The sequence below is a fragment of the Vibrio sp. 10N.247.310.98 genome, assembly GCF_041467395.1.
Classification (GTDB): domain Bacteria; phylum Pseudomonadota; class Gammaproteobacteria; order Enterobacterales; family Vibrionaceae; genus Vibrio; species Vibrio crassostreae_C.
Genome location: NZ_JBFSUL010000015.1, coordinates 81,331 through 95,997, shown reverse-complemented (window position 1 = coordinate 95,997; position 14,667 = coordinate 81,331). Strand labels below are relative to the sequence as shown.

At 43.7% G+C, this 14,667-nt stretch carries 13 protein-coding genes; 9 read left to right on the top strand and 4 right to left on the bottom strand.

Annotated elements, in window-relative coordinates:
* Positions 1-112 precede the first annotated feature (112 nt).
* The 3 genes from bamE to nadK all read right to left on the bottom strand — a co-directional run bounded on the left by bamE (position 113) and on the right by nadK (position 3,470).
* Positions 113-472 (bottom strand): outer membrane protein assembly factor BamE, encoded by a 360-nt coding sequence (gene bamE, locus AB6E78_RS08590; RefSeq protein ID WP_010438918.1) that lies wholly within the window; start codon positions 470-472, stop codon positions 113-115.
* A 167-nt stretch (positions 473-639) separates the two neighbouring features.
* On the bottom strand, positions 640-2,304 hold the full coding sequence (recN, locus tag AB6E78_RS08585) for a DNA repair protein RecN (RefSeq protein WP_108166801.1): 1,665 nt from the start codon (positions 2,302-2,304) through the stop codon (positions 640-642).
* Between the two features lie 281 nt (positions 2,305-2,585).
* Entirely contained in the window at positions 2,586-3,470 is an 885-nt protein-coding gene (gene nadK / locus AB6E78_RS08580) for an NAD(+) kinase (RefSeq protein ID WP_017066747.1), read from the bottom strand.
* Between the two features lie 143 nt (positions 3,471-3,613).
* On the opposite strand from nadK, the gene grpE reads away from it, so the two are divergent.
* The 5 genes from grpE (at position 3,614) to dnaJ (ending at position 10,888) form a co-directional block, all read left to right on the top strand.
* Positions 3,614-4,195 (top strand): nucleotide exchange factor GrpE, encoded by a 582-nt coding sequence (gene grpE / locus AB6E78_RS08575; protein ID WP_017069543.1) that lies wholly within the window; start codon positions 3,614-3,616, stop codon positions 4,193-4,195.
* Positions 4,196-4,583: 388 nt separating this feature from the next.
* Positions 4,584-5,858 (top strand): dicarboxylate/amino acid:cation symporter, encoded by a 1,275-nt coding sequence (locus AB6E78_RS08570; RefSeq protein WP_019823920.1) that lies wholly within the window; start codon positions 4,584-4,586, stop codon positions 5,856-5,858.
* Positions 5,859-6,114: 256 nt separating this feature from the next.
* A complete protein-coding gene (locus AB6E78_RS08565) occupies positions 6,115-7,152 on the top strand; it encodes a polysaccharide lyase family 7 protein (protein WP_017059866.1) in 1,038 nt (345 codons plus the stop codon).
* A gap of 389 nt (positions 7,153-7,541) precedes the next feature.
* The gene (gene dnaK, locus AB6E78_RS08560) at positions 7,542-9,455 is read left to right on the top strand and encodes a molecular chaperone DnaK (protein ID WP_017059868.1); all 1,914 of its coding nucleotides are present in this window, start codon (positions 7,542-7,544) and stop codon (positions 9,453-9,455) included.
* Positions 9,456-9,739: 284 nt separating this feature from the next.
* Complete coding sequence (dnaJ, locus tag AB6E78_RS08555; protein ID WP_136975828.1) at positions 9,740-10,888, top strand: molecular chaperone DnaJ; 1,149 nt, start codon at positions 9,740-9,742, stop codon at positions 10,886-10,888.
* Positions 10,889-11,012: 124 nt separating this feature from the next.
* Here the strand turns inward: dnaJ and AB6E78_RS08550 are convergent, their stop codons facing one another.
* Positions 11,013-11,450, bottom strand: coding sequence for a type IV pilin protein (locus AB6E78_RS08550; RefSeq protein ID WP_017059870.1), 438 nt, complete (start codon positions 11,448-11,450; stop codon positions 11,013-11,015).
* A gap of 102 nt (positions 11,451-11,552) precedes the next feature.
* Between AB6E78_RS08550 and AB6E78_RS08545 the strand changes: the two genes are divergently transcribed.
* From AB6E78_RS08545 to AB6E78_RS08530, 4 genes are read left to right on the top strand one after another with little or no spacing between them, the layout of a single operon-like run.
* On the top strand, positions 11,553-12,101 hold the full coding sequence (locus AB6E78_RS08545) for a GspH/FimT family pseudopilin (protein WP_017059871.1): 549 nt from the start codon (positions 11,553-11,555) through the stop codon (positions 12,099-12,101).
* A complete protein-coding gene (locus AB6E78_RS08540; protein WP_029236419.1) occupies positions 12,085-12,711 on the top strand; it encodes a PilW family protein in 627 nt (208 codons plus the stop codon). Before AB6E78_RS08545 ends, AB6E78_RS08540 begins: the two co-directional genes overlap by 17 nt.
* Complete coding sequence (locus AB6E78_RS08535; RefSeq protein WP_017059873.1) at positions 12,708-14,018, top strand: hypothetical protein; 1,311 nt, start codon at positions 12,708-12,710, stop codon at positions 14,016-14,018. The genes AB6E78_RS08540 and AB6E78_RS08535 overlap by 4 nt, the downstream gene beginning before the upstream one ends.
* Positions 14,008-14,457: a prepilin-type N-terminal cleavage/methylation domain-containing protein gene (locus tag AB6E78_RS08530; RefSeq protein WP_017059874.1), complete on the top strand. Its 450-nt coding sequence runs from the start codon at positions 14,008-14,010 to the stop codon at positions 14,455-14,457. The genes AB6E78_RS08535 and AB6E78_RS08530 overlap by 11 nt, the downstream gene beginning before the upstream one ends.
* The last annotated feature ends 210 nt before the right edge of the window (positions 14,458-14,667 follow it).

Sequence of the window (14,667 nt, the reverse complement as noted above, 5' to 3'; positions counted from 1 at the left end):
TTTGGACATAAAAAGACCCCCAATAATTGGTGTCCAACTATTGGGGGTCAGTTCAATATGAGCAGGCTTTTGCGATTCTTGCTTTTGACTGGAAAGCTTTGTTAGTTGAAAGCTAGCGAAGGCTTTCGAAGAATTCATCACTGGCTTCAAAATCACCATTGATCGTCACTAAGGTGCCCGTTGCATCAAAGTTAACAACAAGATTTTTTTGAATCGAGTCTTCATGGCCTTTTGTGTGGTGGTAAATGTAGTACCACGTATCTGGGTAGCCATTTTCGATAAGCATAGGTGAGCCCATAACGTAACGAACTTGTGTTTTTGTCATGCCAAACTTGAGCTGATCGACAGCTTCCTGTTCAACATAGTTACCCTGATTGATGTCAATTCGATAAACCAACTTCTCTAATAGAGAGCAACCGGTCAACATTGTTAGTGCAAGTGGAACTGCAACTAACCACTTTTTAATTCGCATAGTTTGAGATCTTTCTTCGCTAAAATACTGCCTGATAATAAACAAGCTCCAGCAAGAAGTAAAAAGCTCCTTGCGCTTTGAGCTTGTTATGACTGGCAATTTTGAATTAAGTTGCAAAATTGCCAAGAATTTTCGGTAAATTATCAGAAAGTTGCTGAATATGTAACCTATGCTGCGATTAATAACTCTTTTGCATTGGCAAGCGTCGATTCGGTAATCTGGCTGCCACCAAGCAGTCGAGCAAGCTCTGAAACGCGTTGTTGCTCATCAAGCGTGTGCATTTGAGTCTCGGTTTTACCTGATTTCGTGTTCTTCGCTACAAAAAGTTGTTGGTGACCGCAACCGGCAACTTGAGGTAAGTGAGTCACGCACATAACTTGTGTCGATTCGCCCAGCTTACGTAGCATTTTTCCGACAACCGCAGCGGTTGGTCCACTGATACCCACATCGACTTCATCGAAAATCAGGCTTGGTGTATCCACTTTTTGCGCTGTGATTACCTGAATCGCCAGTGAGATTCGTGATAACTCACCACCAGAGGCCACTTTCGCAATCGGCTGCATTGGTTGGCCTGGGTTGGTCGAAACAATGAAGGTCACGTTATCCATACCCAATGGAGAAGGGTGTGTGTTGGTGTTGTTCACTTCAATGGCAAACTGCGCTTTTTCCATACTCAGTTCGTGCATGCTTTGCGTGATCAGCTTGTTGAGCTCTTTTGCGTAACGAGTTCGGGATTTATGAAGCTTCTCTGATTTAGCAACGAACGATTGGTATTGGTTTTCTACCTCGTTTGCCAATTCTTCCAATTTTTCATCAGAGCAATCAAGCGCTTCAACTTGTTGTAGTAAGTCTTGATGGTGCTTATACAGCTCTTCAGGTAACACGTGGTGTTTACGAGACATCGACATCACTTTAGAGAAGCGCTCCTCAACGTAAGCCATACGACCGGGATCAACATCAATGCTGTCTAGGTAGGTTCTTAACTCGTTGTTGGTCTCTTCAATCTGAATAATGGCTTCAGACAGTAAGCTCGGCAATTCAGCCAATCTTTCATCAAGCTCAGCTAACTGAATCAGGGAGTTATTGGCCGATTGCAGAATACCAAGCGCATTAACTTCTTCGCCTTCATAAATAAGCTCGATAGCTTGCTGACAGGTTGTGGCCAGTTCTCCGCTATTGGAGAGGCGCTTATGCTCTTGTTCGAGGTCTTCATATTCTTCCTCCCCAATAGACAGCTCATTTAACTCTTTGATTTGGTATTCAAGAAGTTGTTTTTGAGCTTGATTTTGCTGGCTATTTTCACGTAACTCTTTCAAGTGGTTATCGGCTTGTCGCCAGGCTTGGTAAGCATTACGTGTCGATTTCAACAGGTTCAAGTGGCCTGCGTATTGATCAAGCATGGCCATTTGGTAATCGCTCTTCATCAACTGATGATGCGCATGTTGACCATGAATGTTGATCAACAGCTGCCCAAGCGATTTCAACTGTGAAAGAGGGACAGGACTGCCGTTAATGAATGCGCGAGAACGACCTTCTTTTGAGATGGTTCTGCGCAGGATGCACTCACTGCCATCAAGCAATTCGTTGTCTTCTAACCAGCGGGTAGCATGCAGATTGTTCTCAAGTAAAAAAGCGGCACTGACTTCGGTTTTTTCTTCACCTTGTCGAACCATTCCTGCATCGGATCTTCCTCCAAGGCATAAGCCTAAAGCATCGATAGCGATAGATTTACCCGCACCAGTTTCCCCGGTGATTGTTGTCATGCCTTTAGAGAGTTCTAGCTGTAAAGACTTAACAATAGCGAAATTATTAACACTTAAATGAGCCAGCATTTTTATTTACCTGTATAACTGAACAATACTGTATATAAGCTCAGTATATACTGTTTCTTTATACAGTAAAGTCGACAGGTGAAAATTTTTTGCGACAGCTCTCAGAATTGAGCTTGTCTGTAGATCACTGAAACCGCTATAGATTCCCAACTCAGTCGTTCCTCCCTCTTGGGAATGACGATGTGGTGGATTGGCGTAAAGATAGAGGCGGTGGGCTTTTAATCGGCAATAAAAAAGGCTGACGAATGTCGTCAGCCTTTTTAAAATCGTTCGCTTTTCACTTAGAACAGCTTGCTCGACCAGCCTAGCTTGTTACGTAGAACGTGGTAGTAGTTGTAGTCTTTAGGGTGGATCAGTTTGAGCACATTTGGGCTTTGGTAAATGTGGATCTCATCACCAGGAGAAACCGGTAGCGAGATTTGACCATCACAGCTCACTTCCTGAGTTCCACGGTTATCAGGCGATACGATAAGCTTAATACGACGCTTGCCATCCACCACTAATGGGCGGCTTGAAAGGGTGTGCGGGAACATTGGCACGAGTGAGATAGCATTTAGGCTTGATGACAGGATAGGGCCGCCGCCGGAAAGCGAGTAGGCGGTAGAACCTGTCGGTGTTGAGACGATTAAGCCATCAGAGCGCTGTGAGAAGGCGAAGCTGTCATCGATATACACTTCGAACTCGATCATGTGAGCAACTTGGCCGGGGTGCAGTACAGCCTCATTAAGGGCTGCATTGTGGCTTTTTATCTGGCCGTGACGATGAATTTCAGTTTCAAGTAAGAAGCGCTCTTCTTCCATGAACTCGCCTTTGAGAACATCAGTCAACGCGCTCTGGAAGTTTTCAGGGTTGAGATCGGTTAGGAAACCAAGATTACCTCGGTTAACACCAATCACTGAAATGTCGAAACGTGACAAGATTCTAGCGGCACCGAGCATGTTTCCGTCACCACCGACCACAATGGCGAGATCGGCGCGTTTACCTAATTCAATCAGGCTAGAAAAATGTTCTTTTGGGATGTCGTCTAAAATAGTGGCGAGTCTGTCATCAACAAACACTTGATAACCCTCAGCACTTAACCACTGATAGAGCTCTCTATGAGTCTGAATTGCTTGCTGATCTCGAGGTTTACCGATAATGGCGATGACTTCAAATGGCTTTTTCATAACGTTTCCAAACGAATTAGGCTTGAATCAAAATTCTTCATCCCCATAATAAAGGCAAGTTGAACGTCTATGCGAGTGTTTTATATCAATTTGGGGTGCAAACACGCCTGTCACTTGCATTGAAAACGAATTCTGGAGATATCATGAGCAACGAAGAAAACAAAGTAACCGAAGCAGAGCTAGATCAGATCATCGCTGAAGCTGAGAAAGTTGAAGAAGCAGAACTGAATGAAGACGCTGCTGATGAGCAGGAAGCAAAAATCGCTCAACTGGAAGCTGCACTGCTTTCTAGTGAATCTAAAGTGAAAGAGCAGCAAGATTCTGTTCTTCGCGCGAAAGCTGAAGTTGAAAACATGCGTCGCCGTAGCGAACAAGAAATTGATAAAGCGCGTAAATTCGCTTTGAACAAGTTTGCTGAAGGTCTGCTTCCTGTAATCGACAACCTAGAGCGTGCAATGCAAGCAGCAGACGCTGAAAACGAAGTGGTTAAGCCACTGTATGAAGGTGTTGAGCTAACGCACAAAACGTTCGTAGACACAGTTGCTAAGTTTGGTCTTAAAGAGATCAACCCTGAAGGTGAAGCGTTCAACCCTGAATTCCACCAAGCGATGTCTATTCAAGAAAGCCCAGATCACGAATCGAACACGGTTATGTTTGTGATGCAAAAAGGCTACGAACTAAACGGTCGTGTGGTTCGCCCAGCGATGGTTATGGTTGCTAAGTAATGACGAATTACGTTGCCAAGTGATTGACTGGTGCATTGACTGAGTTAGTCGCAGCGACAAAATAAATCACTGGTTTGCGTAAAATAAAAAGAGAGGTATAGGCCTCTCTTTTTTTGTGCCTATAACTTGAGAGTCCACGTAAATAAGCATCAAAACCGCATTAAGAATGTCGTTCTTTTTATTTCATTCAGATCAGCGATTTAGAGTTTTGTGTTATGAAACTTGTTGTGATTGAGTAAATGTTTTGATGTCACATTTGTGATGTTTTTGTAAATAAATACTTTTAATTGTTATCTTTGTATGTAAAATCCACTGCCATATAGCGATTTTGGTCGCATATATAACTATAAAAGTACAAATTTCAAACACAACAAACTGGAGAAGAACGATGGATAAATCGCTCTCAAGTAAAATTTTTGTAGGCTTGTTCGCCGGTCTACTTATTGGTACTGCTATTCAGTACCTATTCAGCGGTATTGCTATTTTTGATACGTATCTACTTGGCGCTGCCGAAGGTGCTGGTGGTATGTTCGTATCACTTATCAAATTGCTTGTAGTTCCTCTTGTTTACGTATCTATTGTTTGCGGTATTGTTGAGCTAAAAGATATTCGTTCATTTGGTCGTCTTGGTGGTAAAACCTTTGGTCTTTACATTATTAACACCATCATCGCGATTTCAGCAGCGCTAACGATTGGTCTTATTTTCCAACCAGGTGCAGGTGCGAACCTTGCGGGTACGGTTTCTGAGACAATTGCGCTTACAACAACTGAAACACCAGACATCTTCTCTCTTGTTGTTAACATCGTTCCTAGCAACCCTGTAGAAGCGTTCGCAAGCGGCGACATGCTACAAATCATCTTCATGGCAATTTTGACAGGTCTTGCTATTCAAGCGCTTGATTCTCGTGGTGGTCCAGCTATCAAGACATTCAAGATGGCTAACGAAATCATGATGAAGCTTATCGGCCTAGTAATGAGCTTGGCGCCTTACGGTGTATTTGCTCTGATGATTCAACTGGGCGCAACACTGGATGCAGACACGCTAATGTCAGTTGCTGGCTATGTGGCGCTTGTGGTTGCAATGCTTGTGTTCTGGATTTTCTTCTTCTATCCAATGATGGTTGGTTCATTCACTGGTATTTCTCCAAAGCAGTTCCTACGTGCAACTCGTGAGCAAGTTCTATTCTCACTATCTACAGCAAGTTCGAACGCAACAATCCCAGTAACAATGCGTACTCTTACTGACAAACTAAACGTATCTAAGTCAGTAGCAGGTTTCGGTGTACCACTGGGTGCAACAATGAACATGTCTGGTGTATCTATCTACATTGCACTCGCAACTATGTTCGTAGCAAACGCGTTTGGTCAGCCAATCAATACTGCTGATATCTTCACTCTTGGTCTAACTATCCTGCTACTGTCTATCGGTGCTGGTGGTGTTCCTGGTGGCGGTGTTGTGATGGTAGGTGTTCTATTGCATCAACTAGGTTTACCACCAGAAGGTCTAGCGATTGTTGCTGCTGTTGACCGTATCTGTGACATGTTCTGTACTTCTTCAAACGTAGTGGGTGACACAGCGGTGAACACTATCGTTGCTAAATCTGAAAACGAAATTGGCGTTGAAGCTAACGAAGAAGCTGAGCTGCAAAAAGCAGAAGCTTAATTCTTAATTAAGATTCGATAATTAGAAGCCCCGCTCAATGAGAGCGGGGCTTTTTTGTTTCTGATGATAAGTGCTTTGGGCTATCTGATAACTTAGCTAAAAAGATCTTTGATTGGTGTTAAGTCTCATTTTTTCTTTTTACTCGTGCCGAATTGGCCATCAGTTTTCAATCTTTAATATAGATCACATATAATAATACAATATTATTTTATTGTTCTGACAACCTACATTATGACGACATAAAGGAAACCCAATAATGAAGCTGTCTTACCTTAGCCTACTGACTGCCAGCCTTTTAGCCGCTCCCGCTCTTGCTTCTAATCACGATATTGGTCAACAGTTCAATCTTGACCCTGCAAAAGCACCAGCACAAAACTTCGATTTATCTAAATGGAAAATTAACTTACCGGAGCTGACGACTGAAGGGTCTAGAAAAGGTAAAACGCTGGAGATTGGTAAAAAGGAACTGTCGAATGTAGACACGCCTTACGTTCACCCTAAATGGTTCTACACGGATGCTGAATCTGGTGCGATGGTGTTTGTGGCTCCGAATACAGCTCCAACGACGCCAAACAGTAAAAACACGCGTAGTGAGCTAAGAGCGATGCTAGCGGATAGCTACTCTGCGCCGAGCAACAACTTCGCGATTTCAAGCCATAAGAACGCGGAAGAGTTTGGCTCTATCGGTGGCCAGATGACGGCAACACTTTCTGTTGATCAGGTGAGCACCAGCGGTAATTATAAGAAAACCGGTGCATTCTCTGTGGTTATTGGTCAAATCCATGGGTCGGATAATGAGCCACTGAAAATTGTTTACCGCAAGTTGCCAGAACATGAGCATGGTTCGTTAACGTGGAACTATGAGTTAAACCCGCCGACAGAGATGAAAAACGCGAAGGATGAAAACGGAAAGAAACTTCGTAAAGACATTCGCCATGATGTATTTGGTCAATACAATCTGAAAAAAGGCAGCTCGGACCCTGCTGATGGCATCAAGCTAGGTGAAGTGTTCTCATACGATGTGAATATCAAAGATAACATCATGCACTTAACCTTTACTAAGAATCCAAACTCAGCCGATCCTATTGTGAAGACGTATGATGTTGATTTGGCCAAGGGTAAGTATCAGGGGCATGATATCGACCTTGGTTATGGACAGGACTGGATGTACTTCAAGGCGGGCGCATACAATCAATGCAACACTAAGAAGTCGAGCTCAGCCTGTGAATGGCGTGGTATGGAAGCGGGTGATTACACTCAAGCGAGCTTCTACCAGTTAGTGCTCAACCAATAATATGGCTGAATCAGTCACCATTTGAACAATATTTAACTGATTAATATCTATTTGAAAAAGACCTTCCACATGAAGGTCTTTTTTTATGGCATCTGGAATAGGGTTGAGGTTTCAATGTGGCGACAAATGCGAGAGTTTCTCAACATTGGAGCCTTAATTGGCAAGGGATCGGTCACTTTTTACCTTTATGTAAAAAGATACGGGAAAAAATAGATTTTTTTTACTTATTCCCTTGAAAACCAGTTTGCAGCCCTTATCTATGGTGCATACGAAAGCAAATTACATTTGCACTTAAATTTTGTGTATTAGGGTTGAATCCCTGATTACCGCCCCCCACATATGTGGGTATAGCAAAAAACTAATATAGATTATATTTCGGAGATAGCCTGATGGGTCGAATCATTGGTATTGATTTAGGTACTACTAACTCTTGTGTTGCTGTTTTAGACGGCGACAAACCACGCGTACTAGAAAATGCTGAAGGCGAACGCACAACAGCATCGGTAATCGCATACACTGACGGCGAGACGCTAGTTGGTCAACCTGCGAAACGTCAAGCAGTTACTAACCCTCAAAACACGCTATACGCAATTAAGCGTCTAATCGGTCGTCGTTTTGAAGATGAAGAAGTTCAACGCGATATCGAAATCATGCCTTTCAACATTGTTAAGGCTGACAACGGTGATGCATGGGTTGAAGCGCAAGGCCAAAAAATGGCTGCTCCTCAAGTATCTGCTGAAGTTCTTAAGAAAATGAAGAAAACAGCTGAAGACTTCCTAGGCGAAGAAGTAACTGGCGCAGTAGTAACTGTTCCTGCTTACTTCAACGATGCTCAACGTCAAGCAACGAAAGATGCTGGCCGTATCGCTGGTCTAGATGTTAAACGTATCATCAACGAACCAACTGCTGCTGCTCTAGCTTACGGCCTAGACAAGCAAGGTGGTGATCGCACTATCGCTGTATACGACCTTGGTGGTGGTACATTCGATATCTCTATCATCGAAATCGATGAAGTAGAAGGCGAGAAGACTTTCGAAGTTCTTTCAACTAACGGTGACACTCACCTTGGTGGTGAAGATTTCGATAACCGCATGATCAACTACCTAGTAGATGAGTTCAAGAAAGAGCAAGGTATCGACCTTAAAGCTGATCCACTAGCAATGCAGCGTGTTAAAGAAGCAGCAGAAAAAGCGAAAATCGAGCTTTCTTCTACTACTCAAACTGACGTAAACCTACCTTACGTTACTGCTGATGCGACTGGTCCTAAGCACATGAACATCAAAGTGACTCGTGCGAAGCTTGAGTCTCTAGTTGAAGACCTAGTTCAACGTTCTCTTGAGCCACTAAAAGTTGCTCTAGCGGATGCTGACCTATCTGTAGGCGAAATCACTGACGTTATCCTAGTTGGTGGTCAAACTCGTATGCCTATGGTTCAAGCTAAAGTAACTGAATTCTTCGGTAAAGAGCCACGTAAAGACGTGAACCCTGACGAAGCTGTTGCAATGGGTGCTGCTGTTCAAGGTGGTGTACTAGCTGGTGACGTTAAAGACGTTCTACTACTAGACGTTACTCCTCTATCTTTCGGTATCGAAACGATGGGCGGCGTGATGACTAAGCTTATCGAGAAAAACACAACTATCCCTACTAAAGCGGATCAAGTGTTCTCTACAGCTGAAGACAACCAAAACGCAGTAACTATCCACGTTCTTCAAGGTGAGCGTAAGCAAGCGACTTACAACAAGTCTCTTGGTCAGTTCAACCTAGAAGGTATCCAACCAGCACCACGTGGCATGCCACAAATCGAAGTAACATTCGACCTAGATGCTGATGGTATCCTGAACGTATCTGCTAAAGATAAAGCAACAGGTAAAGAGCAGAAGATCACTATCCAAGCATCAGGCGGCCTGTCTGAGGAAGAGATCGAAGCAATGGTACAAGAAGCAGAAGCTAACAAAGAAGCGGACAAAAAGTTCGAAGAGCTAGTAACTGCACGTAACCAAGCTGACCAAATGATTCACGGCACTAAGAAGCAAGTAGAAGAAGCTGGTGAAGCTTTACCTGCAGACGAGAAAGCTAAAATCGAAGCGGCTATCACTGCACTAGAAGAAGTTAAGTCTGGTAACGATAAAGAAGCTATCGACGCTAAAGTTCAAGAACTTATGCAAGCAGCTCAAAAGCTAATGGAAATTGCTCAACAGAAAGCTCAAGCTGAACAAGCTGGTGCTGACGCTGGTGAACAACCTAAGCAAGACGACGATGTTGTAGACGCTGAGTTTGAAGAAGTTAAAGAAGACAAAAAATAATTTCGTCGCAGAGTAGCCTGATTTCGTTATCGGAAGTGTCCACCTACTAACGTAGGCTCCGCGCTTCCACTTAGGACTCAAGCTATCTGCTTAGAAATTTGTCTCAAAGACTTATTATTGCGGGCGTCAGAGGTAACTCTCACGCCCGTAAATTTGTATTTAGACTTGTCGATCTAGATAATAGCTTTATTCGGCATTTCAGCCGGCAGAACTTTTATCTAGATTGATACACAGACTACTGAAGTGATCATTCGGTAGTAGCAATTATTTTGGTGACCTAGAACATGTCAAAACGTGATTTTTACGAAGTATTAGGCGTAAGCCGCGATGCATCAGAGCGCGATATTAAAAAAGCGTACAAACGCTTAGCGATGAAATTCCACCCGGACCGTAACCAGGGTGATGAGACCGCAGCAGATAAGTTTAAAGAAGTAAAAGTAGCGTACGAGATCCTAACCGATTCTCAAAAGAAAGCAGCTTACGACCAATACGGTCATGCAGCCTTTGAACAAGGTGGCATGGGCGGCGGCGGTGGTTTCGGCGGCGGTGGCCAAGGTGACTTCGGCGATATCTTCGGTGACGTATTTGGCGACATCTTCGGCGGCGGTCGTCGTGGTGGCGGTCAACAGCGTGCACAACGTGGTTCAGATCTACGTTACAACATGGAACTTTCTCTAGAAGAAGCGGTTCGTGGTGTTTCTAAAGAAATCGAAGTACCAACACTTGTAGAGTGTGATACTTGTGACGGCAGCGGCGCGAAAGCGGGTTCTTCTGCACAAACGTGTGGCACTTGTCATGGCCACGGCCAAGTACAAATGCGCCAAGGTTTCTTTGCGGTTCAACAGACTTGTCCTACTTGTAACGGTAAAGGCAAGATCATCAAAGACCCATGTAACTCATGTCATGGTCAAGGTCGCAAACAGAAGACGAAAACACTTAACGTTAAGATCCCTGCTGGTGTTGATACTGGCGATCGTATTCGTCTATCTGGCGAAGGCGAAGCGGGAGAGCACGGCGCTCCAGCTGGCGATCTGTACGTACAAGTACACGTAAAAGAGCACAACATCTTCGAACGTGACGGCAACAACCTTTACTGCGAAGTACCAGTAAGCTTCTCTATGGCTGCTCTAGGCGGTGAAGTTGAAGTTCCAACACTGGATGGTCGTGTAAACCTTAAGGTACCAGAAGAGACACAAACGGGCCGTATGTTCCGTATGCGTGGCAAGGGCGTGAAAGGCGTTCGTGGTGGCGGTGTGGGTGATCTAATCGTTAAGCTAGTGGTTGAGACTCCAGTTAAGCTAAGCTCTCGCCAGAAAGAACTACTGCGTGAATTCGAAGAAACATGTTGTGGTGAAGCGGCAAGCAAGCACAAGCCAAAGTCTGAAGGTTTCTTCAGCGGTGTTAAAAACTTCTTCGATGACCTAACTAAGTAATTAGATTGTTGATACTTTAAGTTGTTGATAAAATTAAAAAACCTGCTCATGTAGCAGGTTTTTTTTGTATCTCAAACCTGGTTCTTTCTCTTTCTCTTTCTCTTCACCTGAAACCCTCATCACACTACATCCAGCAGGCTTCTGGGTATTCGACATTAGCACTGTCGAGAGTGAGCACTTTATGGTTTTGTCCATCGAAGCAGTTGTCTTTATCTTGACCTACTCCCGACTGAGGTGTTGCTGTAATCGTATAGGCAGCAGAAGCCGAACTGGTGACACTGAAAACAAAACGACTCGCTTCGGTATCGCAGATCAAACAATCGCTTCCCGAAACAATACCACTCCAGTCATAACCGCTGTCATAGGCTGCTTCTAGTTCTAATTGAATTCGAGCTATGTCAGCGAGTGCGCTAGTTCGATGTCCAGTCACTACGTGGTTGGTATAGCTCGGATAGGCGATAGCCCCCAAAATCCCAATGATGGCAACCACAATCAATAACTCGATCAATGTCATCCCTTTTACGCGCGTGTTGTTGCTGTTGCATTTATTTTTTCGAATCATCACGAGGACTTCCTTTTCACTTATCTGGCTATTTTTCCTTAGTGTTAGCATGTGCGCAAGGTTGAGTACGGTTGCTCAAGTTATTACATAGGAATTTGGGAAATGACTCGCGGGTTTACGCTATTAGAGCTGCTGATTACTGTAGTGGTGCTTTCAGTGCTACTGGCTGCGGCTGCCCCTAGTTTTAGTTCTTTGTTGGCTTCTTCTAAACTGCAGCGCTTAGCCCCTGAGGTTCATAGTTTTCTTATTACTGCCCGATCAGAAGCGGTCACTCGTAACCAAGAGCTTTATGTTTTGTTCTTGGTTTCAGGTGCCTTAGGTGGAACCGAAAGTTCTGATGGTGATTGGGATATGGTGTTGAGCAGTTCAACATTTTACGTTTCTGATAATGTACTTATGCATCTTGATGGTTCGGCATATAGAGGTATAAAAGTAGACTTTAATTTCTCCAATAGTACTTCAATTGCGATCGATAACGTCAGGGGACGTTTTCGAGACGGTAATGTTTCACTCGCCTCCACGAATGCGCTGTCGGATGTACTTTCAATCATCGCATCGAAAACGACAGGGCGGATCCGAATTTGCAGCAGTGACCCAAACAGCGATGGGCGCAATAGCATAGGTCATTATGGTTATGAGATCTGTGGCTAGGAGTGTTCAAGGTAGTACCTTGGTCGAAATGTTAGTGGCCTCTGTGATCGGTGTGATTGTTATCGGTACTATCGGCTCGGTATTTGTTACCAACCAACGTTTGAGTTCAGAAAAGAGCTTGGAGCTGCTCTTATCTCAGAACCTATTCGCTACTACTCAAATGATGAAAGAGGAGCTCTGGCGAGCCGGTTATGATGCAGACTCTGGACAATCAGTGAAGCTATCGGGCGCTGCCAATACGATTTATACCTTTCAATCCAGTGCCAGTGAATCTTACGTTGGTTTTGTTTATCGACAAAACAGCGCATCTTCGGCCTATCGAAACATTGTCTATCAATTTAAGGGTAATAAGCTGAACTATTGCCAAGAAGAATCTTCTTATTTATTAGATATCACTCAGATTACGTCATCTGGTTTGGGAGCAATGACATGTGAAAGTTTGTTTTTCGAAAAGCAAATAGAAGTAGAACTTTTTTTGGTTTCTGTAACTGAGTTATCTAACAGTCTGGCAACCTCGCAAAGAGTCGATATCGCTCTAGAAGCTTCTCTTGTGAATGCAGATGAAAGTCAGAGAGTAGTGACTTCAGTGGTACAAAGGAATTGGCAATGATGCGATTAAAGCAAAATGGAGCGGTAACACTACTTCTAGTCAGTATTCTATTGATTGGTGTGCTGATCGTTTCTCTTGGTAGCTTTAAAACCACTTTTTACCAAATAAAGCGTGCTCAAAACGAGGTTCAAGCTCGCAAAGAACATTGGACCGCCGAGGGGGGATTGGAGTGTGGTCTAAGCGTTATTATTGAAAACAGCAGTACCGCGATCCCAGGTGATCTCCTGGATTCCTGTAGCAACAAGCTTTCTTCATTAGATAAATCATCCGATAACGCTAATATCCTTGTCTCAACCGCCAACAGAACATCGATTAATAAAGAAATTCGATTTTCTAATGATTCGGGTTTGGGGGCCATACAAGCAATATCGGCTCTCGAAATTATTTCCGAGGACATCATGGATATCGACCCTGAACTCAGTGAAACCAGTAACAACGGTGTATATGAGTGTGTGGCAGTTCGGTTTTTCGACTCTGTTATACACACCAAAGGTACAGGGGGGAGCTTAACCACCGTTTCTAATCCTGAGAATGCACCTGCAGATTTTAGCGCTTGTAAAGATGCGGTAACTGACTTGAGTGAGAGCGCAACGATTACCGCATCGGGTAGTGATCCTAGCGGTGCTTTTATGAGTGATTACGTTCATGACACCAATCTAAATGGTTTCGAAAACTACTTCGGGGTAAAGAAAACAACGGACAATATCAACGCCCTTAAAAGTAATGAATATGAGGTAATAAACCTATTAGAGACGGATTCTCACGGGAATACCGTGCATGTAGATTTCGATTCAAACACAAATAAATACGTGGGCAAGGAGTGCAGTACTCGAATCAATGATGCCTTTTCAGCTGGTAAAACTAAGGTGTGGGTCATTGGGGACTGTGTAGTTTGGCACCCAGCCATTAATATTGTGGATAGTGCAGGAACGATCACACCACGATCTTTAGTGGTCGAAAATGGGATTTTCGCAAATGGAAACGCCAGTGTACTTGATGGTGCTTTTTATCACTTGAATGACATGAGTGTCTTCAAGGACGCTTCAGGTGCTGAAAACAACACGGACTTTCTTGCTGATAGTTGGGATAAGTTACCAGCAACGATGGATTACTCTTTATTGGTTAAAGAAAATAGTACCTATATAGCTAACGCTTCCTTCTTCCCTAAAGGAGGCATATTTTTGGATTCAATCGGGGGGCTTTCTACGATTAAAGGCTCGATGAATCTAGATTATCGAGGAGAATACAACCCGCATGATGAACCTGTCGAAATACAGTGGAAAAAGGGCTCATGGAGTGATTTCTAACCAGCGTGGTTTTAGTTTACTTGAAGTACTTATCTCTTTTCTACTGGTGGGCGTGGCCGCGTTAGGCATGGTCAAGCTGCAGACCTACACTGAGCAGAAAGCCGACTATGCGATTCAGAGTATCGAAGCGCTGCATTTTGCAGAAAGGCAGATGGAGTATTATCGAACTCGGGCGTCTAATGCGAGTGGGGCGGTAGGTTTAATTCCTTTTTCGGAACTAAATCAGGCGAGTCATTGTCTCAACACAGCAAGTTCAGATCCTTTATCCGGTTTATCGGGGTCTGCCTATGCCATGACTTGTGAAGTGACTAATGCAAACGGTGCTCTGTCTAGCGCATTAAAAAGCATTACTGTCACAATTGCATGGCAAGATCGTATGAACCACGCACAAAGTATTTACCTCGAAACTATGCTCTCCAAATACAGTGAGTTTGATTGACCCTCAAGCAAACGTTTACTGCATGCCAAGGCTCATGCTACCCCTTTTACTGATAATTTTCACTCCTCGGACATTGTTTACGTGCTAGTTAAAGCTCTGTATATGGAATGGTGTTTTTTATGTTTTCATATTGTTGTGGTTGTATGGTATTTTTGCAAAATATGTCTCCATTTATGGAAAATTAGGTGGAATCTTGTGCTTTTTAACAAC

Coding starts and splice junctions, on each gene's coding strand:
- grpE (WP_017069543.1), top strand. CDS start 3,614: ATGAGCAACGAAGAAAACAAAGTAACCGAAGCAGAGCTAGATCAGATC.
- bamE (WP_010438918.1), bottom strand. CDS start 472: ATGCGAATTAAAAAGTGGTTAGTTGCAGTTCCACTTGCACTAACAATG.
- recN (WP_108166801.1), bottom strand. CDS start 2,304: ATGCTGGCTCATTTAAGTGTTAATAATTTCGCTATTGTTAAGTCTTTA.
- AB6E78_RS08540 (WP_029236419.1), top strand. CDS start 12,085: ATGAGATCTGTGGCTAGGAGTGTTCAAGGTAGTACCTTGGTCGAAATG.
- AB6E78_RS08535 (WP_017059873.1), top strand. CDS start 12,708: ATGATGCGATTAAAGCAAAATGGAGCGGTAACACTACTTCTAGTCAGT.
- nadK (WP_017066747.1), bottom strand. CDS start 3,470: ATGAAAAAGCCATTTGAAGTCATCGCCATTATCGGTAAACCTCGAGAT.
- AB6E78_RS08545 (WP_017059871.1), top strand. CDS start 11,553: ATGACTCGCGGGTTTACGCTATTAGAGCTGCTGATTACTGTAGTGGTG.
- dnaJ (WP_136975828.1), top strand. CDS start 9,740: ATGTCAAAACGTGATTTTTACGAAGTATTAGGCGTAAGCCGCGATGCA.
- dnaK (WP_017059868.1), top strand. CDS start 7,542: ATGGGTCGAATCATTGGTATTGATTTAGGTACTACTAACTCTTGTGTT.
- AB6E78_RS08550 (WP_017059870.1), bottom strand. CDS start 11,450: ATGATTCGAAAAAATAAATGCAACAGCAACAACACGCGCGTAAAAGGG.
- AB6E78_RS08570 (WP_019823920.1), top strand. CDS start 4,584: ATGGATAAATCGCTCTCAAGTAAAATTTTTGTAGGCTTGTTCGCCGGT.
- AB6E78_RS08565 (WP_017059866.1), top strand. CDS start 6,115: ATGAAGCTGTCTTACCTTAGCCTACTGACTGCCAGCCTTTTAGCCGCT.